Here is a 25,407-nt window from a genome sequence, read left to right as displayed (position 1 = left end):
AAAAATTTTAAGGAGAAATTATGAGCACATATATTTATATGGTTAGACATGGTGAATCACCAAAACTAGAAGGAAATGAAAGAATGCGCGGGTTAACTGAGAGGGGACATATGGATGCCCGTAGAGTAACTGACATATTAAAAGCGGAGAGGATTGATACTTTTATTTCAAGTCCTTATAATCGGGCTATGCTAACGATAGAGGAGTCAGCTAATTTCCATGAAAAAGAAATAGTAGTATATGAAAATCTTAAAGAGTGTATGTTTTCAAGTGAGGATCAGGTTATATCAGACAAAGAGGTGTATCCACTTGTACAGAAGATGTTCTCTAATCCGGACTTTGCACGAACGGAAGGAGAGTCATATGCAGATTGCCAGAGAAGAGTAGTGAAAGTATTAAAAGAAATCTTAATGGATTTTCAAGGATGCAAAATTGTAATTGGTACACATGGGCTTGTCATGACATTAATGATGAACTATTTTGATAAACAATATGGTTTTGAATTTTTAATGAATACGTCAAAACCGGATATATATAAGATGGAGTTTAAAGAAGAACAATTAATGAATGTAGAGAGATTATGGAAAGAGGAATAAAATTAGTTGCATGGATTTTGTTGTAAAAGTTACTTTTATAGCAAAGTCTTTTTTTTGAATAGAAAGCATCTTTATCAACTATTTTTAGAATGTTAAATCAATAAGTAATTATTCAGTCTTTGAATAAATTATGGAGAAATTGGTTTAGGGAAACAATTTTAAATGTGTCAAAACTCCAAACGTTGGATTTATATTCAATAGGAGAAAAAGATGTAGAATTTTGTCTTACAGTCCCCGTTTACTTTTCATTTCATTACATATAGGCTTTGTGGTGTAAGGGAGACATTGCCTTTACGCAAAATCTATAAGGAGGTCATTGTAATGAAACAGATTAAAAAGTTTGCGGGAGTTGCTTTAGCGGGGACGATTGGATTAAGTGGACTACTGTTTTTAGAACCAAGTGTAAGCGTTGCGGAAGCACAGCAAGTGAAAGTAGAAAATTTCAATACAATTGATGTAACGATGAATCTAAATGAATTGTATGTATTAAGTGGCAGAAGTATTGATATTCTTTCTGGAGATAAAGAAGCAATTCAGTTAAATAAATACACAATTAGTTTTAATAAACCTGGGAAGTATGTGATTAAAGTAAATGGCTGTATTTATGATGATGTATATACTTTTATTGTAAATGAGTAGTATATATTCTTAAATTGCGAGATAAAAACAGAAACACCCTATTTACGGTGAGAGTCGTAAATAGGGTGGATTTATTTGTATTAAGCTGTACTTTAAAGATGTTCACTAATTTTCTTTTTGCCATGTAAAGTATGTAAAAGTGTTTGAAACATCTTAAATGATTGCTGAAAGATTGGACTTTGAATAAAGGTGTACAGAAAAGTTACGATGAAAACAGGACCTCCTAGCATAAATCCAATAACTAGTACAATACATTCTACTATGATTCTAGCACGGCTAATAGAAAGTCCTGTTTTGTCTGAAATAGTAAGCATGAATCCATCACGGGGTCCAGCGCCAATCCCAGCTGCAACGTACATACCTCCACCGATACCTGTAATGGCAATACCAGAAAATAAAATGAGTAAGTTTATCCATAAATAATTACTAGCTTCTGGAAGCATGTTTGATTGTAAGAAAAAGTCCATAATGGGACCGATAAGTAGTGCATTCAAAAATGTCCCCACATTTATATATTTTCGATCTACTAGTAAAGATATTAGAACGAGACATAACCCACATATGACACTCCACGTACCGATGGTCCATCCAAACTTTTGGTAGAGAGCCATATTTAAAACTTCCCAGGGGTGCAAGCCGAGAAATTTAACTTTGACTGCGAGAGCGTTTCCAAGGCCAAAGAAAATTAATCCTAAGAAAAAAAGAAAATAGCGAAAGAGAGTTAGCCTCATCTTTAAAACCTCCCATATTTTATAATTATGTATGTTACCTGTTACGGTCTTAATGTACAAATATTATGTCTTTTTATCATGCGTTTAAAAGTGTTAACAATGTAAATGAAATATACATCTTCACAGTCAAAAAAGTTAAAATATTTCGTTTTAAGGATTATAATGGAAGGAGAAACATAAAAGGGAGTGAATGAACTTGAAACAAGAACTTATTGAAAGATTTACGAGATATGTAAAAATTGATACGCAATCAAATGAAGAAAGCCATACAGTACCAACAACACCAGGACAAATTGAGTTTGGTAAGTTATTAGTGGAAGAGCTAAAAGAAATTGGTTTAACAGAAGTAACGATGGATGATAATGGCTATGTAATGGCAACACTTCCTGCTAATACGGACAAGGATGTTCCTGTAATCGGATTTTTAGCCCACTTAGATACGGCAACAGACTTTACAGGGAAAAACGTCAAACCACAAATTCATGAAAATTTTGATGGTAATGCAATTACATTAAATGAAGAGCTAAATGTTGTGTTAACACCAGAGCAGTTCCCAGAATTACCATCATATAAAGGACATACCATTATTACAACTGATGGTACAACACTTCTAGGAGCAGATGATAAAGCTGGTCTTACAGAAATTATGGTTGCAATGAACCATTTAATACATAATCCGCAAATTAAGCACGGGAAAATAAGAGTAGCATTTACACCGGATGAAGAAATTGGTCGTGGGCCAGCGCATTTTGATGTAGAGGCGTTCGGTGCATCATTTGCTTACACGATGGATGGAGGTCCATTAGGTGGTTTAGAGTATGAAAGTTTTAATGCTGCAGGTGCTAAGTTAACGTTTAACGGAACGAATACACATCCTGGAACAGCGAAAAATAAAATGCGCAATGCAACTAAACTGGCTATGGAGTTTAACGGGTATTTACCAGTAGAAGAGGCACCAGAGTATACTGAAGGATACGAAGGGTTTTACCATTTACTCTCTTTAAATGGTGATGTTGAGCAAAGTAAAGCATATTATATTATTCGAGATTTTGATCGTGAAAATTTTGAAACACGTAAAAATACCATTGAAAATATTGTGAAACAAATGCAAGAGAAGTATGGGAAAGATGCAGTCGTTTTAGAAATGAATGATCAATACTATAACATGCTTGAAAAAATTGAACCAGTAAGAGAAATTGTTGATATTGCATATGAAGCAATGAAAAGTTTAGACATTGAACCAAATATTCATCCGATTCGCGGAGGAACAGATGGATCACAATTATCATATATGGGATTACCGACGCCGAATATTTTCACTGGTGGTGAAAACTATCACGGTAAATTTGAGTATGTTTCGGTAGATACTATGGAAAAAGCTGTTCAAGTTATTGTAGAAATTGCAAGACGTTTTGAGGAGCAAGCTTAAAAAAGAACCAAGTAGTACAAATGTGCTACTTGGTTCTTTTAATATAGTACTCGCCACAAATAAAAAGTCGCATAAGACTCCCAATTAGCCCAGTTTGCTGCAAAGTCTTTTATTTCATCTTTAGTCGGTTTATTTTCGGAGCCTATTATAAATTTAATTGCATTATGGAGACCAACATCATCAATTGGAAAAGCTGAAGGGAATCTTAAACAACGCATTAAAACATAGTTGGCAGTCCATGGTCCTATACCATGGATGGCGGTTAATTGTTTCTCAGCAACCTTTACATCTTGTGTTTGCAGTAAATCCTCTTTTGATAGTTTTCTTTCTGTAATAAGCTTCGCAATACCGATTAAGTATTCACATTTTCTAGTCGTCATTTTTAATTGTTGGAGATCTTCTACATGTAGATTTGTAATTGTTTCAGGTGATGGGAATATCCAATGTTTTCTACCGTCCCATTCTACATAACTTCCAAATTGCTCAACTAATCTCCTTTTTAGCGTATAAGCATATGTTAAGTTAATTTGTTGACCGATAATTCCCCAGGAAAGTGCCTCAAATAAGTCTGGAATACCTAAATTACGAAGGCCATAATATTGTTCAATTGGTCCTTGAAGGAGTAAATCATGTTTCGCTAATGTATAAAAAGGGGCTAAATCAGTAGTTAAATCAAACCATTCTTTTATATAGTTAGCTACAGCATCGCTTACCCATCTTTCATGAGTATATAACTCTCCTAAAAAACGTATTTGAATATTGCCATCAGTATTCAAACTAATTTCAACTAAAGGATTTACATCTTGAACAGGGATAACTTTATAAATTTTATTGTCTTCAATATGGAACATACATTCATTGTTAGAACGTGATAGATAGCGTAAATTTTCTTGAAAACAAAATTCTTTCGGAACTGCTACAGATAATGCGCTATTATATTCTGCTGTCATATGAATTCCACCTGTAACTTTTCTAATGTAAGCAATTTTTTCTTCATTTCTAATCCACCCCTAAATCCGGTTAGTTTCCCATTCTTCCCAATAACACGGTGACAAGGAATAGTAATAAGGAGAGGGTTAGCAGCAATAGCAGAAGCAACGGCGCGCACAGCTTTAGGTTTTTGAATTCTTTCAGCAATTTCTGTATAAGAATATGTCTTTCCATAAGGAATTTCACGTACCGTATTCCAAACAGATAATTGAAAATTAGTTCCATAAGCATCGATAGGAAATGTAAAAGTTTCTCGCTTGTTTTCTAAATACTCGATAACTTCTTGCGTATATATTTGCAAGTAATCTGGACTATGAATCAATATATGTTGGGGCAGTTTTTTTCTAGCCCATATATTTAATTCTTCAAAGTTTTCGTCTTGTGATCCAATGAAACATAGTCCATTTTCAGTTGCAGCAATATGAAATCGCCAATTTTTATGTGTAAGTAGCGTCCAATATATATAATTATTTTTGTAGGAATTCATTATCGTATCCCTCTTTCATTTCGTTCTTTTTTCGATATTCAGTAGGAGTAAATCCGGTTTTCTTTTTAAATAAAGTTGCGAAATACTCTGGGTTTTCTATCCCGACAGCAGTACTAATTTCTTTAATAGATTGATTTGTGTGTAAAAGGTATTTGGTTGCTTTAAGAACCCTGAATTGTTGTATATATTCTATAGGAGTTAGCCCTATTATTCTTTTGAAAGTACGCTGTAAATGAAAAGGGCTACCGTGACACATTTCCGCAAGCATGTCGAGAGTTAAGGATTCGTCATAATGCTTTTCGATATAGTCTTTAATTTGTTCTACCCACTCTTCATTAGGTAAAGTGATCCCATTTGGCTTACAACGTTTGCACGGGCGAAAGTTTTCGCTTAATGCTTGCTCTGCATGATGAAAAATTCGTACATTGTTTCTATTCGGTATTCTTGATTTGCATGATGGCCTGCAAAAAATTCCAGTTGATTTCACAGCATAAAAGAATTTGCTATCATAGGAAGAATCATTATGAATAATTGCTTGCCAATACTCATTTGTTAATATAACTCCTTCATTGTGCAAAGAACATCACCTCTGAAATTAGTATAACCTGAATAAAGTGCGTATGTATGTATTCATAAATGTAAGAGCAAGATTACAAAGGTGAAAATATGATTGTTTTTCTATTTTGTGATAGCATGAAATTTGGAAATAAACATCAAGAGGAGGGCTAAAAGTGAAGTTAATTTCATGGAATGTAAATGGTTTGCGAGCAGTTATCGCAAAAGGTGGATTCTTGGAATATCTCGAGGAATCAAGTGCCGATATATTTTGTCTACAAGAGATTAAATTACAAGAAGGGCAAATTGATTTAAATCTAGAGGGATATTATACATACTGGAATTATGCTGTGAAAAAAGGATATTCAGGAACTGCTATTTTTTCGAAAAAAGAACCGCTTTCAGTTACATATGGTTTAGACATTGAAGAGCATGATCAAGAAGGGCGACTTATTACTTTAGAATTCGAAGATTTTTATATGATAACGTTATATACACCAAATTCAAAACGTGGATTAGAACGATTAGATTACAGAATGAAATGGGAAGATGATTTCAGGTCCTATATCAAACGATTAGATGAGAAAAAACCAGTTATTTTTTGTGGAGACTTAAATGTTGCTCATAAAGAAATCGATTTGAAAAATCCAAAAAGTAATCGTAAAAATCCTGGATTCTCTGATGAGGAGCGAGAGAAATTTTCATGTATTTTAGAAGAAGGATTTATTGATACATATCGTTACCTTTATCCTGATCAAGAAAGTGCATACTCGTGGTGGTCGTATCGTATGGGCGCGAGAGCGAAAAATATCGGATGGCGTTTAGATTATTTTGTTGTTTCGGAAAGAATGAAAGACCAGATAACAGAAGCGAAAATTAATAGTGAAGTGATGGGATCAGACCATTGTCCAGTTGAATTGCATATAAATTTCTAAAAAAAGAAGTATCTCCCTAATATTAGGGAGATACTTCTTTTTTTAATTCAGTTTGTTAAAATTTTTCAAATCATTCTTGAAATAATTTCATATTAAATATATACTTAGTAACGATAATCATTATCAGTGAAAATGATTATCAAGTGATGAAGGCGTAAAAGAATTATAGTCTAGGGGAAGTGAACGTGAATGAGTTCTGGATAAAATTATTAATCTAATGAAATATATATATGGGATAAGATTCATATAGTTAAATTCTATTGAGAATATAGTTTGAAAATTTGAGAGGAGACATATAAAGATGAACAAGAAATTATTTACTTTAGGGATGGTTACAGTTTTAAGTGTAGGTTTAGCGGCATGTAATAGTGCGGATAAAACTTCAGGCGAGCAAAAACAACAGACAAAAGCTACGGAAACGAAAAAAGATGAAAAACGAAAAATTACATATTTAGGTAAAGAATATACAGTGCCAGCAAAAGTAGATAAAATTGCGACAGCTAGTTTAGAGTCAATGGAAGATGCGGCAGTACTTGGAATTAAACCAGTTGGTGCCATTACTGTAGGTGGTAAACTACCAAAGTACCTGGAAAAAGAGTTAGAAGGTGCGAAATCTGTTGGTGAGAAAATGCAACCCAATTTCGAAACATTACTACAATTAAAACCAGATGTGATTACATCAAGTACGAAATTTCCAGCAGAAACAGCTGAAAAGTTTACGAAAGTAGCTCCTACATTCCCGGTATCACACGTTTCAACAAATTGGGAAGATAACTTAAAGTTAATGGGAGAATTAACTGGTAAAAAAGATAAAGCAGAAAAAATTATTAAAGACTACAATTCAGACGCTGAAAAAGCAAAAGCAAAACTAGGAGATAAGTTAAAAGATAAAAAAGTACTTGTCATTAGACTAAGAGCAAACGAATTATTCCTATATCCAGAAGGAGTATACTTCAACCCTGTAATTTATAAAGATCTTGGACTAACTGCTCCAGAACAATTGAAAACTGTAAAAGCACAAGAGAAAATTTCATTTGAAAAACTTGCTGAACTTAACCCAGATTATATTTTCTTACAATATGAGGCAAGTGAAAATAAAAATCCAAAAGTGTTAGAAGAAATTGAAAGTAATCCAATTTGGCAAAGTATGAATGCTGCGAAGGAAAAGAAAGTATTTGTAAACGTTGTAGATCCAATGGCACAAGGTGGTACTGCTTGGAGTAAAACTGCCTTCTTAAAAGAAGCAGTGAAAAATTTATCTAAATAATACAATAAGTAAGGTGCGTTGAATGATATGCAGAAAACAAATGCAGTACCAGTAACTATATTATGTATAGCACCCATACTCATCTTATTTACAGTTATACTTTCGATTTTGTATGGGGCGAAAAGTATTGATGCTGAAACAGTGTGGAACGCATTATTTCATTTTGATTCAAGTGATGTAAATCATAATATTATTATTACTTCACGTTTACCAAGGGTAGTTGCAGCTCTTTTAGTCGGAGCATTTCTAGCCATATCAGGAGCACTTATGCAGGGGATGACAAGAAACTATCTTGCATCCCCTTCTATTATGGGTGTGACGGATGGTGCTGCCTTTGTTATTACACTTTGTATGATTTTTCTTCCAGGAATGTCATCAATTGGTATGGTTGTATGTTCAATGATTGGTTCTGCACTCGGAGCCGGTATCGTGTTTGGTTTTGGTTCGCTCCTTCAAAATGGCTTATCACCAGTTAGGTTAGCAATTATCGGAACAGTTATTGGAACATTTTTAAGCAGTGTATCGGCTGCCATGGCTTCGTATTTCCAAATTTCTCAAAATGTTAGTTTTTGGTTTAATGCAAAGTTAGATCAAGTAGATCCTAATATAATTAAAATTACGATACCGTTTGGGATAATTGGAATAATTTTAGCATTGTTAATATCAAAATCTATTACCATTCTTTCATTAGGCGAAGAGGTTTCTATTAATTTAGGACAGCGTACAAAACTAGTTAAAGCGATGGCAATTTTATCGGTAATTTTTTTAACAGGAACAGCAGTTGCTTTAGTAGGAAAAGTTGGTTTTGTAGGTTTAATTATTCCGCACATTACCCGCTTTATAATTGGAGTAGATTATAAATGGATATTGCCATGTGCAGGCGTTATTGGTGGGGTTTTCTTAGCGTTATGTGATGTTTTAAGTAGATTTGTAAATTATCCATTTGAAACGCCAATTGGAGTCGTAACATCTTTAATTGGAATTCCTTTCTTCCTTTATTTAATCCGTACAAGAGGAGGAGAGAGACATGCTTAAAAGTTCAAGTCAACGTTTCGGAATGACGATGGGGATTATTATATTTTTAATACTATGTGCTATTTATATTAGTTTAACAAATGGTACGTTCGACATTACGATTACAGATGTGTTTAAAACACTTTTTAGAATTGATCCAGTACCAGAACATGATTTAGTTATTTTTGAGTTTCGTCTTCCACGTATCGTAATTGCTGGATTAGTAGGATTAGGCCTTGGTGTTGCGGGTGCCGTTATTCAAGGGATTACGAGAAATGGATTGGCAGACCCAGGTATTTTAGGAGTAAATGCCGGTGCGGGAACAGCGATCGTCATTTTTATGTTTTTCTTTCAAGGACAATTAAAAAGCACAGACTGGGTTTCTATTATGATGATGCCAATGTTTGGTTTAGTCGGCGGATTAGGTGCTGCTATTATCATCTATCTTTTTTCTTGGAAAAACGGTAAGTTAGATTCGCAGCGACTTTTATTAACAGGGATTGCAATTGGATCAGGATTTGGGGCCTTTTCTATGTACTTATCACTCAAAATGAAGTCAACTGATTTCGAGATGGCTGCAGTGTGGGTTTCTGGAAGCATATATAGTGCGAACTGGAAGTATATTGTGGCTATGTTACCATGGCTTATTATTTTAATTCCACTTATACAAAAGAAAGCATATTTACTAGATTTATTTCAATTGGAAGAAACGAGTATTACAAGTTTAGGTGTTTCAGTAGAAAGAGAGAAATCGATTTTATTATTAAGCAGTATCGGGCTTGTGAGTGCATGTGTTGCTGTTTCAGGGAGTATCGGTTTTATTGGCTTAATGGCACCGCATATAGCGAAAAGACTTGTCGGTATTCAACATAAGTATATAATTCCCACGTGCGGCGTAATCGGAATGTTTCTTGTAGTTGCCTCAGACTTTATTGCAAAAACAGTTTTCACACCTGTAGAGTTACCAGTTGGAATCGTTATTTCTATTGTCGGTGTACCGTATTTCTTATATTTACTTTATAAGGCGAAAGCGTAAGAGGAGGAATAAAAGTGAGTATTTTAAGTGCAAAAAATTTAGAAACAAGTTATGAAAAGCTTACAGTGTTTCGCGATTTAAATGTGGAAATACAAGAAGGAAAAGTAACGACAATTATAGGTCCGAACGGTTGCGGTAAATCAACATTGTTAAAAACAATGGGAAGAATTTTAAAACAAAAAAGCGGAAAAGTATATTTACAAGGGCAAGATTTACATACAATTTCAACGAAAGAAATTGCGAAGCAGTTAGCTTTACTACCGCAAACTCCAATTGCACCAGGTGAACTTAAAGTGGAAGAATTAATTTCTTATGGACGCTATCCACATCGAAATAACGTAAATAAGTTAACGACAAAAGATAAAGAAATGATTGATTGGGCATTAAATATAACGAAAACTTCTGAATTTCGAACGAGACAAATTGCAAATTTATCAGGTGGTCAAAGACAAAAGGTATGGCTAGCGATGGCATTAGCACAAGAGACAGAAGTGTTGCTATTAGATGAGCCAACTACATACCTTGATATGTCTCATCAATTAGATGTATTACAAATTGTGGAGAAGTTAAATAAAGAACATAATTGTACGGTTGTTATGGTATTACATGATATTAACCATGCAGCAAGGTTTTCAGATGAAATTATTGCAATGAAGGAAGGAGAAATTGTTACAACTGGTAGCCCAGAAGAAATCATTACAAATGAAGTGTTAAAAGAAGTATTTCATATTGATGCACGTGTCATGATAGATCCGTATAACGGGGCTCCTGTTTGTTTCGGTTATGATAGCGTTGTATCTCAAGAAGAAAAAATCGAAATATATGTAACAAGTTAAAAAGGGGGGGATAGGGTGAATACTACAGTTGAAAAACAGCAGATTATAACATCTAATACAGAACAGTGGAAAATGTATTCAAAATTAGAAGGTAAGGAATATCAAATTCATATTTCAAAGCCGAGGCAACCAGCACCGGATTCAGGATATCCTGTCATTTATGTATTAGATGGCAATGCCTTTTTTCAAACATTTCATGAAGCAGTTAAAATACAATCAGTAAGAGCGGAAAAAACCGGTGTTTCACCAGCTGTTATAGTAGGATTGGGTTATCCAATTGAAGGCGCATTTTCAGGGGAAGAAAGATGTTATGATTTTACGCCTAGCGTAATTTCAAAAGATGCCCCTTTAAAACCAGACGGTAAACCGTGGCCTAAAACAGGAGGAGCACATAATTTCTTTACTTTTATTGAAGAAGAACTGAAACCACAAATTGAAAAGAATTTTGAGATCGATAAAAGTAAGCAAACGTTATTTGGACATTCTTTAGGTGGACTATTTGCTCTTTATATACTATTTACAAACTTAAATGCTTTTCAAAATTATTTTATTAGTAGTCCATCTATATGGTGGAATAACCAATCCGTACTTGAAAAAGAAGAGAACCTTATACATGAATTAAACAATGCTAAGTTTGAAACAGGAGTGTTCCTTACAGTTGGGTCACTAGAACGAGAGCATATGGTTGTAGGCGCAAATGAATTATCAGAGCGCCTTCTCCAAGTAAACCACGATAAACTTAAATTTAAGTTTTATGAAGCTGAAGGGGAGAATCATGCATCTGTTGTGCCGACTTCTTTAAGTAAAGGATTGAGATTTATTAGTTACGTATAGGAAAAAAGGTTATGGATGAAACATTCCATAACCTTTTTTGATATGTAGAATTGTCCTTTTTGAAAGTTTTGTTTCAACTTTTCGTCTAAAGAGACAAAAAGTTGTCACAAAACGGTCACAATTAGCATAAACATAAAATAGACGAAATGAACTTATTTCCAAAAAGGCTTGGTTTATTCCGATCATGATTTGTAGAGCTGAAAAAGTATGGATTAAAAGTTCACTATATTCCCAAGGAGGTAGATCGTATGAAAACTATTCTTGCTATCGCTGGACTTATTTGGGTTTTATCGCATGGCATCCCAATTTATGAAGGAGAACAAATTCGCAGTGCTCTGAATAAAAATTTTAATGAATATCATATCATTGATCGGCAAGATAATGTTGTAACAGTTCGAGTAAATGACTGTTTTCATACGGTAACCGTTGAAGGAACTTCAGTAGTGAATGATACAAAAGTATGCGATCAGCAATAACTATATATAGGAAGAAAAAAGTCTCAATTTACACATGTGAATTGAGACTTTTATATTTGTGATTGAAGTTTTTTCATAAACAATTATTGACATAACGAGTTTATGTTGATAAAATTCAATTCATAAAATATAGATAATTTAATAGATTTCGAATCAGATGAAAATTAAATCTGATTTCTCTTATCTAGAGAGGTGGAGGGACTGTGCCCTGTGAAACCCAGCAACCATCAATTTTTACATTGAAATGGTGCTAATTCCTGCAAAGCAAATGCTTTGAGAGATGAGAGAAAGGGATAGTATCGATATATGCATACAAACCTTTCTGCTCATTCTAAGGGCAGAAAGGTTTTTTTATTGTTCTCGACTGTGAGTAAAGACTATTCTGGAGGAAAATAGAGAGATTTATACAGTCCGTGTGCAGGAGGAATAACGATGTGAAAATCAATGAACCAATTTGTGCATGTCCTAGTGTTGTTCTAATAAAATGGATTATTGATTTGTTACAGCGTGAATTAATAAATAAATACATAAAAGAAGAAGGGTGTTTACAACATGAAAAAACTATTACTATCAGGACTTATTACAACGGCAATTTTTGGTTTAACTGCTTGTGGAGGTAAAAGTGAAGATAAGCTTGTTGTCGGTGCTTCTAATGTACCTCATGCAGTTATTTTGGAAAAAGCAAAACCATTACTTGAGAAAAAAGGTGTAGAACTAGAAATTAAAAAATTCCAAGACTACGTATTACCAAATAAATCATTGGCGAATAAAGAATTAGATGCAAATTATTTCCAAGGTATTCCATTCTTAGAGAAAGAAATGAAAGACAAAAAATATGATTTTGAAGTAGCTGGAAAAATACACATTGAACCAATCGGTTTATATTCTCAAAAATATAAAAATCTAAAAGAGCTTCCAGATGGTGCAACAATTATTATGAGTAATGCAATTACTGATCATGGACGTGGTTTAGCAATTTTACAAAAAGAAGGTATTTTAAAAATTAAAGATGGTATAGATCCTGTAAAAGCAACCGTAAAAGATATTACAGAAAATCCGAAAAATTTAAAATTCAAAACAGACATTGAACCTGGTTTATTAACACAAATGTATAAAAATAAAGAAGGTGATGCTATTTTAATTAATGCTAACTATGCAATTGATGCAAAATTAAATCCAAGAAAAGATGCAATTGCGTTTGAAGGTAAGGATTCGCCATATGTAAACGTAGTTGCAGTTCGTAAAGGTGACAAAGATAAGAAAGAAATTAAAGCACTTGTAGAAGTATTACATTCGAAAGAAATTGAAGATTTTATTAATAAGGAATATAACGGTGCTGTTATTCCTGTAAAAGAATAACTTTGAAAACTAAGAAATTGTACTCTTTACAACTACGTATTTTATAACTGATGAAAATTAATTATTTTATTAAGGGCTACTAAGGTAGCCCTTTTATATTTGCAACGAGAAATGGTTAGGGAATGTACATTAATGGAGGCTTTAGTTGAAGAACATAGCACAAAAGTGATTAAACATTTTACTTTATTAAGTTCTGATGGAGAATGTAATGTTTTTTTGAAAAAAGAAAGGGTATCATGAAAATTGAGACTGAGAAGCTAATAAATTGTTAAGAATAAGCTTAGAGCGGAAATATACTCATATGGGGTATCATACATAGATAATTAATGCTATAATTGGTATACTCGTAAAAGCAATTGTTTTATTGGATGAAGAGAAACTTTAAGAAGGTGATAATATGGGGCATAAAGAGCATGAAGTGGTAACACATAGATCAGAAAAAGAAAAAGAACAAATTATAAATAGATTAAAGAGGATTGAAGGACAGGTCCGCGGTATTCAAAATATGATTGAAAATGATCGCTATTGTGTGGATATTTTAGTGCAAATTTCAGCGATTAATGCAGCGATGAAAAAAGTAGGAATGGGTGTATTAAAAAACCATACAAGTCATTGTGTTTCAGGTGCTATTAAAGATGGCAATGGTGACGAAGCAATTGAAGAATTAATGACTGTATTTGAACGTTTTTCAAAAGCGTAAAAACAAGCTAGTATGTCACTGGCTTGTTTTTTTGTTTACCTTCATAATAAGATTTCGGGGTATTGATGTGAAAAAGTGTGTGTAAAATAAACTTTTAGAAAATAATTGAAAAATCATGATACAAAACCATTGATTACCTTAGGGGGGTATGGTAAGATGTAATTGTGATTAACAAAGAATGAAGAAACAAGAGGAGGATTTTAAATGGAACAGTTAACATTACAAGTTGAAGGTATGTCTTGTGGACATTGTGTAAATGCTATCGAAAGCAGTGTGAAAGAGCTAAACGGTGTTGAACAAGTGAAGGTTCAATTAGCAGAAGGAACTGTTGAAGTTACTATCGACTCGTCTGCCGTAACATTAAAAGATATCGTTGCTGTAATCGAAGACCAAGGATACGATGTTCAATAATTATTTTTAGATATGGAAATAAATCGTACTTTAAACGAAGTACGATTTATTTTGCTAATAATTATACCTCATAAGGGTATATAGAGGTGAGAGACATGAATGAACAAAAAGAGGCCAATCTTCAAATATCAGGAATGACATGTGCGGCATGTGCAAATAGAATTGAAAAAGGTCTAAAAAAAGTAGAAGGTGTTCATGAGGCAAATGTAAATTTTGCGCTTGAAAAAACAAAAATAATGTACGATCCAACTAAAACAAATCTACAACAATTTAAAGAAAAAGTTGAAGCGTTAGGATATGGAATTGTAAGTGATAAAGCTGAATTTACTGTTTCAGGAATGACATGTGCAGCATGTGCAAATAGAGTTGAAAAGCGTTTAAATAAGTTAGATGGTGTGAACAAAGCGACAGTAAATTTTGCTTTAGAATCAGCTACAGTAGACTTTAATCATGATGAAGTTAATGTAAATGAAATGAAGAGCGCGATTACGAAGCTAGGATATAAATTAGAAGTGAAACCAGATGATCAAGATGCATCAACTGATCATCGATTACAAGAAATTGAAAGACAAAAGAAGAAGTTTATTATTTCGTTTATTTTATCTTTCCCATTATTATGGGCAATGGTTAGTCATTTCTCATTTACGTCGTTTATTTATTTACCAGATATGTTAATGAACCCTTGGGTGCAACTAGCACTTGCAACTCCTGTTCAATTTATCATTGGTGGACAGTTTTATGTTGGAGCTTATAAAGCGTTACGTAATAAAAGTGCGAATATGGATGTTCTCGTGGCGCTTGGAACGTCGGCCGCGTATTTCTATAGTGTATATTTAAGTATTCAATCTATTGGTTCTTCGAAACATATGACAGATTTATATTTTGAAACGAGTGCGGTACTTATTACATTAATTATTTTAGGTAAATTATTTGAAGCGAAAGCAAAAGGGCGCTCATCAGAAGCAATTAAAAAATTGATGGGTTTACAAGCGAAGACAGCTACAGTTGTGCGAGATGGAACAGAAATAAAAATTTTGATTGAAGAAGTAGTAGCTGGTGATATCGTCTATGTAAAGCCTGGTGAAAAAATACCAGTAGATGGTGAGATTGTAGAAGGAAAGTCAGCAATTGATGAATCGATGTTAACGGGTGAAAGTATTCCTGTTGATAAGTCAATTGGGGATGTAGTAATAGGTTCGACAATAAATAAAAATGGATTTTTAAAAGTGAAAGCAACTAAAGTAGGAAGAGATACTGCATTAGCTCAAATTATTAAAGTAGTAGAAGAAGCACAAGGTTCAAAAGCTCCTATTCAAAGGGTAGCAGATCAAATTTCAGGTATTTTCGTACCGGTTGTAGTTGTGATTGCGATTATCACATTTGCAGTATGGATGATATTTGTTACACCTGGTGATTTTGGCGGAGCACTTGAGAAAATGATAGCAGTACTTGTTATCGCTTGTCCGTGTGCATTAGGTCTTGCAACACCTACGTCTATTATGGCGGGATCAGGAAGGTCGGCTGAGTATGGTATTTTATTTAAAGGTGGAGAGCATTTAGAAGCAACGCACCGATTAGATACAGTTATTCTAGATAAAACGGGTACAGTGACAAATGGGAAACCGGTGTTAACAGATGTAATGGTAGCAGATGGATTCCATGAAGCAGAAATACTACGTTTAGTAGGTGCGGCAGAAAAAAATTCTGAACACCCACTTGCAGAAGCAATTGTAGAAGGAATTAAAGAAAAGAAAATTGATATCCCAAGCTCAGAAACGTTTGAAGCGATTCCGGGATTCGGTATCGAATCCGTTGTAGAAGGGAAACAATTATTAATTGGTACACGTCGATTAATGAAGAAATTCGATATTAATATTGAAGAAGTTTCTAAATCGATGGAAGCGCTAGAACGAGAAGGAAAAACAGCGATGCTTATTGCGATCAATAAAGAATATGCTGGTATAGTGGCCGTTGCAGATACTGTAAAAGATACTTCAAAAGCAGCTATCGCAAGACTTAAGAAAATGGGTCTAGACGTTGTTATGATTACAGGAGATAATACACAAACTGCTCAGGCAATTGCGGGGCAAGTTGGTATTGATCACGTAATTGCAGAAGTATTACCAGAAGGAAAAGCAGAAGAAGTGAAAAAACTCCAAGCACAAGGTAAGAAAGTAGCGATGGTTGGAGACGGGATAAATGATGCTCCTGCTCTTGCTACAGCGAACATTGGTATGGCAATTGGAACGGGAACGGATGTAGCGATGGAAGCAGCGGATATAACGTTAATCCGCGGTGACTTAAATAGTATTGCTGATGCGATCTTTATGAGTAAAATGACGATAAGAAATATTAAACAAAATTTATTCTGGGCATTAGCTTATAACGCGTTAGGAATTCCAATTGCGGCATTAGGTTTCTTAGCCCCTTGGGTTGCTGGAGCAGCAATGGCATTTAGTTCTGTATCCGTTGTATTAAATGCATTACGATTACAAAGAGTTAAATTAAAACCTTAAAAAGCTACATTAAGTAATTGAATAGAATTAAAAAACAATACTTGAATAAGTATTGTTTTTTTGTTCGTATAGAAATTAAAACGATATAATAAAGCAGAAATATAGAATCGTATGTAGTAGAAAAGTTAAGAGGTAGTTTCGTAAGGAGACTTATATATGTTAAAAGATATTATAATTAGAACATTCCAGAAAGAAGATTTAGATCAAGTATTACAATTGTTCTATGAAACAGTTCATACGGTTAATGCAAAAGATTATAATGAGTTACAGCTACAGGCGTGGGCACCGGAGCGACTAGATAGAGAAAATTGGTTACAGTCTTTAGAAAAGAATATTAGCTATGTAGCGGATCATAAAGGTGTGATTGTGGGGTTTGGGGATTATAACGATGATCGTTACATAGATCGTTTATTTACGCATAAAGATTATCAAGGGAAAAGAGTCGCTTCATACATACTACAGAAGTTAGAAAAAGAAGCAGTGAACCTAGGGCATAGGGAGATATATACAGAGGCGAGCATTACCGCAAAACCTTTTTTTGAAAGTAAAGATTTTATTTGCATAAAAGAACAAAAGAAACAACATAATGGTCAGATTTTTATTAATTATGTTATGAAAAAAATATCCTTCTCATAAATGAGAAGGATATTTTTCATTATTTTACAGCTTCTTTTAGTTCTTTACCAGCTTTGAAAGCAGGTACTTTAGAAGCTGCGATTTGCATTTCTTCACCAGTTTGTGGGTTACGGCCTGTACGAGCAGCTCTTTCACGAACTTCGAATGTACCGAATCCGATAAGTTGTACTTTTTCACCAGCAGCTAAAGTGTTAGTGATTGATTCTACTACAGTTTGTACAACTACAGTAGCTTCTTTTTGAGAAATCTCAGCATTTTGTGCTACGTTTTTAATTAATTCTGTTTTGTTCATGTTTTTCACCTCATATGTAAATAATGCTATTTAAGTTGTTATTATAACGTATAAAACATTCGAGAACAAGTGTACGTACATATATTTGCAAAAAAAATGAAATTTGTAATATTTTTTAGGGCACTTTATAGACATCCATTTAAGCGGACAGAGATTTGTTCTTCATTTCAGTCTTCTCTTGATGAGCAGGTAGTTTCTTATTATAAGATATGAAGTAAGGTAGTGCTACAAATAACATACCTCCTACTAAATTTCCAAAGAAAACAAAAATAAAGTTTGGAAAATATTCAGCCCAAGTGAAATGACCGGCAAAAATCGCGGCTGGGATGACAAACATATTGGCTACAACGTGTTGAAATCCAATCGCAACAAAAGTCATAACCGGGAACCAAATACCGATAATCTTTCCGATAAATTCTTTACTTCCCATACTGAGCCAAACAGCTAAACAAACGAGCCAATTACATCCGATTGCAGAAATAAATGCTTGCAATGGCGTATCTTGTAGTTTTGCTTGAGCGATAGAAATAGTTTTCGCTAAAAAAGCTCCCTCAGTTAAGCCAACGATATGACCGAAAAAGTAGGCTACAAATACAGCCCCTATGAAATTGCTAAATGTAACAATAACTAAATTTCGTATGAAATAAAATAAAGTAATTTTCTTTTGGAGCCAGGCCATAGAAACTGTCATCATGTTACCGGTTACTAGTTCACCGCCTGCAAGAATAACGAGAATAAGACCAATAGGAAATACAGCAGCGCCTAGAAAACTAGAAAATGATCCCCAATATTTTGGCATTGTCCCAATAACATGAATATCGAGTAAATACCCTAATGCGATAAAAGCGCCACCAAAAAAACCAAGAATTAGCATAGGGAGCAATGATAAATGAGCTTTTTTCCTTCCTGAATTCGCAGCAAGTTCCGTAATTTCTTCTGGTGTAAATACAGACATGAATAACCCCTCCGTAATCAAATGATGGAATGAATAGAAAAAATTTCGAAAATCTATGTATTATAAAAATATGTTATGACTTCTGTATAAAATTGTCAAAGTGAATAGAGAGGGAATTACATATTGATAATATTGTTCATGTTGTCACATGAATGTAACAATAAGGATTTAAAGTGTTTCTAGAGGTGAAAACATGAATACGAATCATGTAAAAAAAGAACGAAAAAAATCAATCGTAAAGATATTTATTATTAGTTTTATAAGTATATTAATGATACCAGTAAGTTTGTATTATTATGCGACAGAAATAGAACGAAAACTAGTAACAGTTACGTGGAATGAAATAGAAGCTTCTACAATTCCTAAAGAGTTTAATAATAAAAAAATATTGCAGTTTTCAGATGTACATTTAGGACCAGAGTTTACACTGAAACAACTTGAACATTTAGTGGAGAAGATGAATGAATTACATCCGGATATAGTAGTTTTTACCGGAGATTTAATAGATAAATTTGGGTCTTATAGTGCGGAAAGAGAAGAAGCGAAGGTTATTTTGCAGAAAATTTACGCTCCCTTAGGGAAATATGCTGTGTTTGGGAATCATGATAGGGGCGGGGGCGGTAGTTTATTTTACAAAAAATATATGGAAGAAGCTGGTTTTTCTGTATTAGTAAATGAAGTGCAGAAAATTAAAGTGGAAAACGGCAAATATATTATAATATCAGGTTTGGATGATTTTCTATTAGGGAAGCCGAAAATAGATTCAACTTTAAAAAACTTGAAACAAAATGATTTCAACATGTTATTAGTACATGAGCCGGATGTTGTAACCAAAATAAATCGTTACCCAGTTGATCTTCAACTGTCAGGACATAGTCACGGAGGACAAGTCCAAATTCCTTTTGTAGGTCCGTTAATTACTACCAAACTAGCTGAGCACTACGTTGAAGGTATGTATGAAGTAGAGGGGAAGAGTAAGCCGTTATATTTATATGTAAATCGTGGCATTGGGACTACTAGGATGCCTGTTAGATTTTGTAGTGTACCTGAACTTTCAATTTTTGTGTTGAAGCAAAATAGTAACTAAAATATTTAACAATATGATTCCAAGGAACGTGCGATGTTGGTCGATGGAAAAGAGTTTCTTAAAACTTTAGATGTGACAAAGTAATTTTCATAAATAAAAAACAACAATAGGACCTATAAAGGGACCTATTGTTGTTTTTATCCTGCATTGATTGCCCATAAATGTCCGATTGATGAGGGCTAATTATAGTTTTACTTTGTTATTTTTGCAAGGAAAGACCATCAAAATATGTTCTATAGTTATTTGAGAATTCAAAGTTGTTTTTTGCATCCCAATTAATAGACCAAGACATTAGGCCGCGGAATGCAGGATAGCCACTCTGGTTAGAAATTTTATACTTTCCTCCGAACGGAACTCCTTTAATAATATAATTTAAAGCTTTTTTCATTTCAGTCGGAGAAATATATCCGCCACTTGGAGCTGCCGCTGGTGCTGCAGGAAGTCCAATCATTACCTGATCTGAACGAAGAGCTGGGAAAATGTTATTTGTATTACCACCTACAGGAAAACCATGTAAGAGCATATCTGCCATAGCGACTTCGTAGTCTGCAGTACCTTGATTGTAGTTATTACCGTCCATTCCAATCCCGCTACCAGCATTGTAGTGTTGAACGTGAATGTATGTTAGTTTATCTTTCACTCCGTAAATAATTGGTAAATATGCACCCCAGATGCTTCCGTATGCGCTATAACCGCCTTGAACATAAGCTGTTTCAGGAGCCATGCTTAATAGAAAATCTGGACCATAATGATCTGAGATTGTTCGAATAGCTGATATAAGATTTACGATTTGGGGAGTAGTTGGGTTTTTGAAATTAGTGTCATTTCCGTTTAAGTAAATACCTGATTCAAGGTCAATATCTATTCCGTCAAAACCGTATTTATCGATTAGAGATTGTATGGAATTAATAAAACGTTGCTTAGAGGCATTGTCAGGAAGTAAAACGACTCCATTTTGTCCACCTATTGAAAGAACTACTTTCTTTCCTTTACTTTTTAAATAAGAAATATCTGATTTGAATTCTGCATCTGTACCATACACAGGAGAAAATTCAACAGTGGAACGATCACCACCAGTTTCACCAAAAGATACATTGATTACATCCCATTTTGGTGAAACGTCTTTTAATTTAATAATGCCAGTACCGTTATCAAAATTATGCCAGTATCCAACGAGTAATTTTGAACCTAAATTGTTTGCTGCTTGTGATTGGAAAGGGGATAGCGGTAGAAGTAAGAACATTACTAAAATACAACAAAAAAATTTGAACTTGTTTAACATATCAACACTCCTATACAAAAAAGTTGTCTAGATGTATAATCTTGTTTATTTAATGATATCTGAAAATTCTTTCTTTTGTAAGAGGACTATAATTTTCTCAACAATTGTGTATGAGAAAGTATTAAACCTAATGTAATAATTTTTGAAGGAGGTTGAATTTTAATTGTTGAATTCAGAATATTTTGATATATTTTAAAGTATAGGACAAAATCTTTCGCACAGTACTCTTACATAAATTTCAAAATTTAGTTTGGAAGGGGATGTACAAGATTTGGATAAAAATCTAAAGAAAGACCTCAAAATACGCCACATTACAATGATTTCAATTGGCGGTGTAATAGGGGCTGGTTTGTTTGTTGGAAGTGGTGCAGTTGTACATTCGGCAGGACCAGGTTCTATCGTTTCATATGCATTAGCAGGACTTCTAGTCATTTTCGTCATGAGAATGCTAGGAGAAATGGCAGCTGTTAATCCGACAAGTGGTTCATTTGCAACGTATGCAAGAGAAGCGATTGGTCCTTGGGCGGGTTATACAATAGGCTGGTTATACTGGTTTTTTTGGGTAATTGTTATTGCAATAGAAGCCACAGCAGGTGCTGGTATTATCCAATATTGGATTCCACAAATACCGCTTTGGTTATTAAGTTTAATATTAACAATTTTATTAACGCTGACGAACGTTTTTTCGGTGAAATCATTTGGAGAGTTTGAATATTGGTTTTCTTTTATTAAAGTAATAAGTATTATTTTGTTCCTTTGTCTAGGTCTTGCTGTTATTTTAGGATTTGTTCCAGGAACAGAAGCACCCGGCACTTCGAATTTAATTGGACAAGGTGGATTTATGCCAAACGGTATAAGTTCGGTACTGCTTGGAATTACTGTCGTTATATTTTCATTTATGGGATCAGAAATTGTAGCGGTAGCCGCAGGTGAATCTGCAGAACCTGTAAAAGCAGTAAAAACAGCAACAAACAGTGTGATTTGGCGTATTCTTGTATTTTTTATTGGGTCTATAGTGGTAGTTGTTACGCTACTGCCATGGAATTCAGCAAACATATTAAAAAGTCCATTTGTAGCTGTATTGGAACATATAGGAATACCAGCTGCGGCACAAATTATGAATTTTATCGTTTTAACAGCTGTACTCTCTTGTTTAAATTCGGGTTTATATACAAACTCAAGAATGCTTTTTTCGATGGCAGAAAGAGGAGATGCTCCAAAGGCGTTTTTGAAATTGAACAGTAGTGGTGTTCCAGTTCGGGCCGTTTTATTTGGAACTTTCTTCGCTTATATTGGCGTTGTGTTTAGTTACATTTCTCCAGATAAAGTCTTTTTGTTTTTAGTGAATGCATCTGGCGGGATTGCGTTACTAGTTTATCTCGTTATTGCAGTTTCGCATTTAAAGATGCGTAAAAAAATGGGGAAAGTGGAACAACAAAATTTGAAAGTGAAAATGTGGCTTTTTCCGTATGTAACGTATGTTACAATTGTTGCTATTATAGCAGTTTTAGTTGCGATGTTCGCAATTGATACTTTACGTTCACAAGCACTTTTAACAATGTTTGTTACTGTTCTTATCATACTTTCTTATTTTATTTTTAATAGAAATAAAAATAGCACAGTTTTGAATCCTAAAAGTAAGAATGAGGAATCTGTTCGATTCTAATTTTCTAATTTTCTAATTTTCGAAGAGAGTTACACCCAGTCATTGCTATAAAAGAATCATATATAATCATAGAAACAAGTAATTACTATTGTCATAGTGGATATAAACTTTTTTCTTGACTTTTTATACGAAGGCGAGCAAAATGGTAAAAAAGGAAGGGGGGGATGATAATGGAAGAGTACGTATTAGAGCTGTATAACCTGTTATATACGACAGAATGGCAAGATATTGTTTCGTTTCTAGGAATCGTATTTTGCATGAAAATTGTAATTGTATATATGGAAGAGCAAGGTATGTTCTATTCCTTCTCATCCCCGTTCGATATGCAGCGCGAGCCGTTGCTAAACTATGCCAATGTGAATTACGAACAAATTCCTTTTGTTATTTTCTTTATGATTCGATTTATTACAGCAATTGTAAGGAAAAAGGAAAGTGACGATGAAGAGTGCCACTCAACTTGTAATATAGCGAATGTTTTTTAAGCTTAATACAAGGAGGAGATTTATATGTGGTTTCGATTTCTTATGATTGGTTTCTTTTCATTAACAGCAATTTCTTTAATGGGATATCAAGTGTCTGAAATTTTTCAAGCATATAGCGATACATTTTTTAACAAAAACTAATCGCGTTGCTATTTGAATAATAAAGCGATAAAATCCTTCTTAAGAAGTTTTATTAAGAAGGATTTTTTCTTTGTCTTATCTTGCTGTGTCAAACTATTGTCACATTTACACTGTGAATAGTATGTTAAAATAGTGAGGTTACGTATACATATTTGAAGGAAGAGGGAGTGACCATTTTGGTGGATCAATCAACAAATCAGAAAAGCTATGCTCCTATTGTGATAACGCTTTCTGTAATTGTAAATGCGATTATTTTATTTTTGTTCTTTGGACCTGTTGGCTATGAAGGAGAATTACATTTTGATGTAACAATTTTACCAATGTTAAATGCAATTTTTAATAGCTTTACGTTCGTATTCTTATTAGCAGCTCTATACTCTATTATTAAGAAGAATGTGAAAATGCACCGTGGTTTCATCCTGGCAGCATTTACAACGACGTTGCTATTTTGTGTTTCTTATTTATCTTATCATTACTTAGCGCCAGCAACACATTTTGGCGGAGAAGGATTCATTAAATATGTGTATTTCATCATTTTAATTACACATATTATCCTGGCGGCAATTATTGTACCGCTTGCATTGTTTGCACTTGTATTTGGTTTTACAAATCAATTAACACGTCATCGTAAAATTGTACGTTGGACGATGCCGATTTGGTTATATGTAAGTTTATCTGGTGTTATTGTTTACTTAATGATCTCACCTTATTACCAATAAAAAATCTCAGCCTGTAGGCTGGGATTTTTTTATTAAGCAAATATTTTTGTGAAATGAAAAAAATATGGTATACAAAAGTATAGTTGCTTTTCATATAGAAGGGATGGTAAAGGAATATGCAAAATTTTGTATTTCGTAATCCAACGAAACTTATTTTCGGTAAAGGTCAATTAGAGCAGTTAAAAACTGAAATTCCACAGTTCGGTAAAAAAGTTCTTCTCGTATACGGGGGAGGCAGCATTAAAAGAAACGGTATTTATGATAATGTAATTTCTATTTTAAAGGATATAAATGCAGAAGTATTTGAATTGACAGGTGTTGAACCGAATCCACGTGTATCAACTGTAAAGAAAGGGATTCAAATTTGTAAAGAAAATGGTGTTGAATTTATTTTAGCAGTTGGTGGAGGAAGTGTGATCGACTGTACGAAGGCAATTGCAGCTGGTAGTAAGTACGATGGAGATGTATGGGATATTGTAACGAAAAAAACATTTGCTAATGAGGCATTACCATTTGGTACTGTACTTACTCTTGCAGCAACAGGATCTGAAATGAATGCAGGCTCGGTAATTACAAACTGGGAAACGAATGAAAAGTATGGATGGGGTAGCCCAGTTACTTTCCCGCAGTTTTCAATTTTAGATCCAGTTCATACTACTTCTGTACCGAAAGATCAAACAATTTACGGTATGGTAGATATTATGTCGCACGTATTAGAACAATATTTCCATCATGGAACGAATACAGAACTACAAGATCGTTATTGTGAAGCTGTTTTAAAAACAGTAATTGAGACAGCACCTAAGCTTTTAAGTGATTTAGAAAATTATGAGCATAGAGAAACTATTTTATATTGTGGTACTATGGCGTTAAACGGCATTTTAGCGATGGGAGTAAAAGGAGATTGGGCGACTCATAATATTGAGCATGCAGTTTCTGCTGTTCATGATATACCACACGGGGGTGGCCTTGCGATTTTATTCCCGAACTGGATGAAACATGTTGTAGAGGAAAATGTAAGTCGTTTTAAACAGTTCGCTATTCGTGTATTTGATATAGAAACAGATGGCAAAACAGATAAAGAAGTGGCTTTAGAAGGAATTAAGGCACTGCGTCAATTTTGGACTTCAATTGAAGCGCCAGCAACATTAGCTGATTACGGTATTGGAGAAAATGAAATTGATATAATGGCTAATAAAGCGATGGCGTATGGTGAATTTGGTAACTTTAAAAAATTAAATAAAGATGATGTTTTAAGTATATATAAAGCTTCTTTATAAGTGAATTTAGAAAAGAAACCTATTTGATTGTTTAATCGAATAGGTTTCTTTTTGCT

The 25,407-nt window shown here is 33.9% G+C and carries 27 protein-coding genes and 1 riboswitch; of the genes, 20 read left to right on the top strand and 7 right to left on the bottom strand.

The genetic code is table 11. The features are described 5' to 3' along the window. The first annotated feature begins 20 nt into the window (after nt 1-20). Entirely contained in the window at nt 21-596 is a 576-nt protein-coding gene (locus tag NST27_RS18270) for a histidine phosphatase family protein (protein ID WP_000109178.1), read from the top strand. Nucleotides 597-917: 321 nt separating this feature from the next. Further along, on the top strand, nt 918-1,235 hold the full coding sequence (locus NST27_RS18265) for a hypothetical protein (RefSeq protein ID WP_000809495.1): 318 nt from the start codon (nt 918-920) through the stop codon (nt 1,233-1,235). Between the two features lie 92 nt (nt 1,236-1,327). Here the strand turns inward: NST27_RS18265 and NST27_RS18260 are convergent, their stop codons facing one another. After that, nucleotides 1,328-1,966 (bottom strand): YczE/YyaS/YitT family protein, encoded by a 639-nt coding sequence (locus tag NST27_RS18260; protein WP_001241259.1) that lies wholly within the window; start codon nt 1,964-1,966, stop codon nt 1,328-1,330. 196 nt (nt 1,967-2,162) lie between these two features. On the opposite strand from NST27_RS18260, the gene pepT reads away from it, so the two are divergent. Then, nucleotides 2,163-3,395 carry a peptidase T gene (gene pepT, locus NST27_RS18255; RefSeq protein ID WP_002098141.1) on the top strand — a complete coding sequence of 411 codons (1,233 nt, stop codon included), beginning with the start codon at nt 2,163-2,165 and terminating at the stop codon, nt 3,393-3,395. A gap of 38 nt (nt 3,396-3,433) precedes the next feature. On the opposite strand, the gene NST27_RS18250 is transcribed toward pepT, so the two are convergent. The 3 genes from NST27_RS18250 to NST27_RS18240 are packed head-to-tail and all read right to left on the bottom strand — an operon-like array spanning nt 3,434 to nt 5,449. Further along, a complete protein-coding gene (locus NST27_RS18250) occupies nt 3,434-4,345 on the bottom strand; it encodes a DNA-3-methyladenine glycosylase 2 (protein WP_000123515.1) in 912 nt (303 codons plus the stop codon). Then, the gene (locus NST27_RS18245) at nt 4,342-4,872 is read right to left on the bottom strand and encodes a methylated-DNA--[protein]-cysteine S-methyltransferase (RefSeq protein ID WP_001089839.1); all 531 of its coding nucleotides are present in this window, start codon (nt 4,870-4,872) and stop codon (nt 4,342-4,344) included. The genes NST27_RS18250 and NST27_RS18245 overlap by 4 nt, the downstream gene beginning before the upstream one ends. Continuing rightward, nucleotides 4,853-5,449: a bifunctional transcriptional activator/DNA repair enzyme AdaA gene (locus tag NST27_RS18240; RefSeq protein ID WP_000551300.1), complete on the bottom strand. Its 597-nt coding sequence runs from the start codon at nt 5,447-5,449 to the stop codon at nt 4,853-4,855. Before NST27_RS18240 ends, NST27_RS18245 begins: the two co-directional genes overlap by 20 nt. Before the next feature lie 154 nt (nt 5,450-5,603). Here NST27_RS18240 and NST27_RS18235 point away from each other — a divergent pair, with 154 nt between their 5' ends. From NST27_RS18235 to NST27_RS18180, 12 genes are all read left to right on the top strand, one after another. Continuing rightward, complete coding sequence (locus NST27_RS18235) at nt 5,604-6,362, top strand: exodeoxyribonuclease III (RefSeq protein WP_016118501.1); 759 nt, start codon at nt 5,604-5,606, stop codon at nt 6,360-6,362. Between the two features lie 301 nt (nt 6,363-6,663). Then, entirely contained in the window at nt 6,664-7,629 is a 966-nt protein-coding gene (locus tag NST27_RS18230; RefSeq protein ID WP_001035506.1) for an iron-hydroxamate ABC transporter substrate-binding protein, read from the top strand. Between the two features lie 27 nt (nt 7,630-7,656). Then, the gene (locus NST27_RS18225; protein ID WP_001173058.1) at nt 7,657-8,664 is read left to right on the top strand and encodes a FecCD family ABC transporter permease; all 1,008 of its coding nucleotides are present in this window, start codon (nt 7,657-7,659) and stop codon (nt 8,662-8,664) included. Beyond that, nucleotides 8,657-9,679 (top strand): FecCD family ABC transporter permease, encoded by a 1,023-nt coding sequence (locus tag NST27_RS18220; RefSeq protein WP_000920451.1) that lies wholly within the window; start codon nt 8,657-8,659, stop codon nt 9,677-9,679. The genes NST27_RS18225 and NST27_RS18220 overlap by 8 nt, the downstream gene beginning before the upstream one ends. Before the next feature lie 14 nt (nt 9,680-9,693). After that, nucleotides 9,694-10,515 (top strand): ABC transporter ATP-binding protein, encoded by an 822-nt coding sequence (locus NST27_RS18215; protein WP_000025773.1) that lies wholly within the window; start codon nt 9,694-9,696, stop codon nt 10,513-10,515. 15 nt (nt 10,516-10,530) lie between these two features. Next, nucleotides 10,531-11,349 carry an alpha/beta hydrolase gene (locus tag NST27_RS18210; RefSeq protein WP_001098703.1) on the top strand — a complete coding sequence of 273 codons (819 nt, stop codon included), beginning with the start codon at nt 10,531-10,533 and terminating at the stop codon, nt 11,347-11,349. A gap of 248 nt (nt 11,350-11,597) precedes the next feature. Next, entirely contained in the window at nt 11,598-11,825 is a 228-nt protein-coding gene (locus tag NST27_RS18205; RefSeq protein WP_000849103.1) for a hypothetical protein, read from the top strand. Between the two features lie 177 nt (nt 11,826-12,002). Beyond that, nucleotides 12,003-12,112: riboswitch (SAM riboswitch) on the top strand. A 265-nt stretch (nt 12,113-12,377) separates the two neighbouring features. After that, nucleotides 12,378-13,184, top strand: coding sequence for a methionine ABC transporter substrate-binding lipoprotein MetQ (metQ, locus tag NST27_RS18200; RefSeq protein WP_047386666.1), 807 nt, complete (start codon nt 12,378-12,380; stop codon nt 13,182-13,184). A gap of 397 nt (nt 13,185-13,581) precedes the next feature. Continuing rightward, complete coding sequence (locus NST27_RS18195; protein ID WP_000509879.1) at nt 13,582-13,884, top strand: metal-sensing transcriptional repressor; 303 nt, start codon at nt 13,582-13,584, stop codon at nt 13,882-13,884. Between the two features lie 204 nt (nt 13,885-14,088). Continuing rightward, complete coding sequence (gene copZ / locus NST27_RS18190) at nt 14,089-14,295, top strand: copper chaperone CopZ (protein WP_000436973.1); 207 nt, start codon at nt 14,089-14,091, stop codon at nt 14,293-14,295. A gap of 95 nt (nt 14,296-14,390) precedes the next feature. Next, nucleotides 14,391-16,811, top strand: a complete 2,421-nt coding sequence (locus tag NST27_RS18185; protein WP_001005322.1) for a heavy metal translocating P-type ATPase — start codon at nt 14,391-14,393, stop codon at nt 16,809-16,811. 156 nt (nt 16,812-16,967) lie between these two features. Beyond that, on the top strand, nt 16,968-17,447 hold the full coding sequence (locus tag NST27_RS18180) for a GNAT family N-acetyltransferase (protein WP_000910157.1): 480 nt from the start codon (nt 16,968-16,970) through the stop codon (nt 17,445-17,447). A gap of 19 nt (nt 17,448-17,466) precedes the next feature. Here NST27_RS18180 and NST27_RS18175 read toward each other — a convergent pair whose 3' ends face one another. Together NST27_RS18175 and NST27_RS18170 are read right to left on the bottom strand one after the other, a co-directional pair. Beyond that, complete coding sequence (locus tag NST27_RS18175; protein ID WP_001043904.1) at nt 17,467-17,739, bottom strand: HU family DNA-binding protein; 273 nt, start codon at nt 17,737-17,739, stop codon at nt 17,467-17,469. Between the two features lie 139 nt (nt 17,740-17,878). Beyond that, the gene (locus NST27_RS18170) at nt 17,879-18,694 is read right to left on the bottom strand and encodes a formate/nitrite transporter family protein (protein ID WP_000110537.1); all 816 of its coding nucleotides are present in this window, start codon (nt 18,692-18,694) and stop codon (nt 17,879-17,881) included. Between the two features lie 193 nt (nt 18,695-18,887). Here NST27_RS18170 and NST27_RS18165 point away from each other — a divergent pair, with 193 nt between their 5' ends. Further along, entirely contained in the window at nt 18,888-19,781 is an 894-nt protein-coding gene (locus tag NST27_RS18165; protein WP_001095343.1) for a metallophosphoesterase, read from the top strand. A 199-nt stretch (nt 19,782-19,980) separates the two neighbouring features. Here NST27_RS18165 and NST27_RS18160 read toward each other — a convergent pair whose 3' ends face one another. Beyond that, nucleotides 19,981-21,063, bottom strand: coding sequence for a chitinase (locus tag NST27_RS18160; RefSeq protein WP_000932444.1), 1,083 nt, complete (start codon nt 21,061-21,063; stop codon nt 19,981-19,983). 271 nt (nt 21,064-21,334) lie between these two features. Between NST27_RS18160 and gabP the strand changes: the two genes are divergently transcribed. The 4 genes from gabP to NST27_RS18140 all read left to right on the top strand — a co-directional run bounded on the left by gabP (nt 21,335) and on the right by NST27_RS18140 (nt 25,351). Beyond that, nucleotides 21,335-22,729, top strand: coding sequence for a GABA permease (gabP, locus tag NST27_RS18155; protein ID WP_047386664.1), 1,395 nt, complete (start codon nt 21,335-21,337; stop codon nt 22,727-22,729). Nucleotides 22,730-22,893: 164 nt separating this feature from the next. Then, a complete protein-coding gene (locus NST27_RS18150) occupies nt 22,894-23,211 on the top strand; it encodes a hypothetical protein (protein WP_103595474.1) in 318 nt (105 codons plus the stop codon). Nucleotides 23,212-23,528: 317 nt separating this feature from the next. Continuing rightward, complete coding sequence (locus NST27_RS18145) at nt 23,529-24,071, top strand: DUF420 domain-containing protein (RefSeq protein ID WP_000228314.1); 543 nt, start codon at nt 23,529-23,531, stop codon at nt 24,069-24,071. Nucleotides 24,072-24,187: 116 nt separating this feature from the next. Continuing rightward, nucleotides 24,188-25,351 carry an iron-containing alcohol dehydrogenase gene (locus NST27_RS18140; protein WP_001179092.1) on the top strand — a complete coding sequence of 388 codons (1,164 nt, stop codon included), beginning with the start codon at nt 24,188-24,190 and terminating at the stop codon, nt 25,349-25,351. The last annotated feature ends 56 nt before the right edge of the window (nt 25,352-25,407 follow it).

The organism is Bacillus sp. FSL W8-0770 (genome assembly GCF_038008705.1).
Taxonomy (GTDB): domain Bacteria; phylum Bacillota; class Bacilli; order Bacillales; family Bacillaceae_G; genus Bacillus_A; species Bacillus_A cereus.
This window is presented reverse-complemented; position numbering and strand designations above follow the sequence as displayed.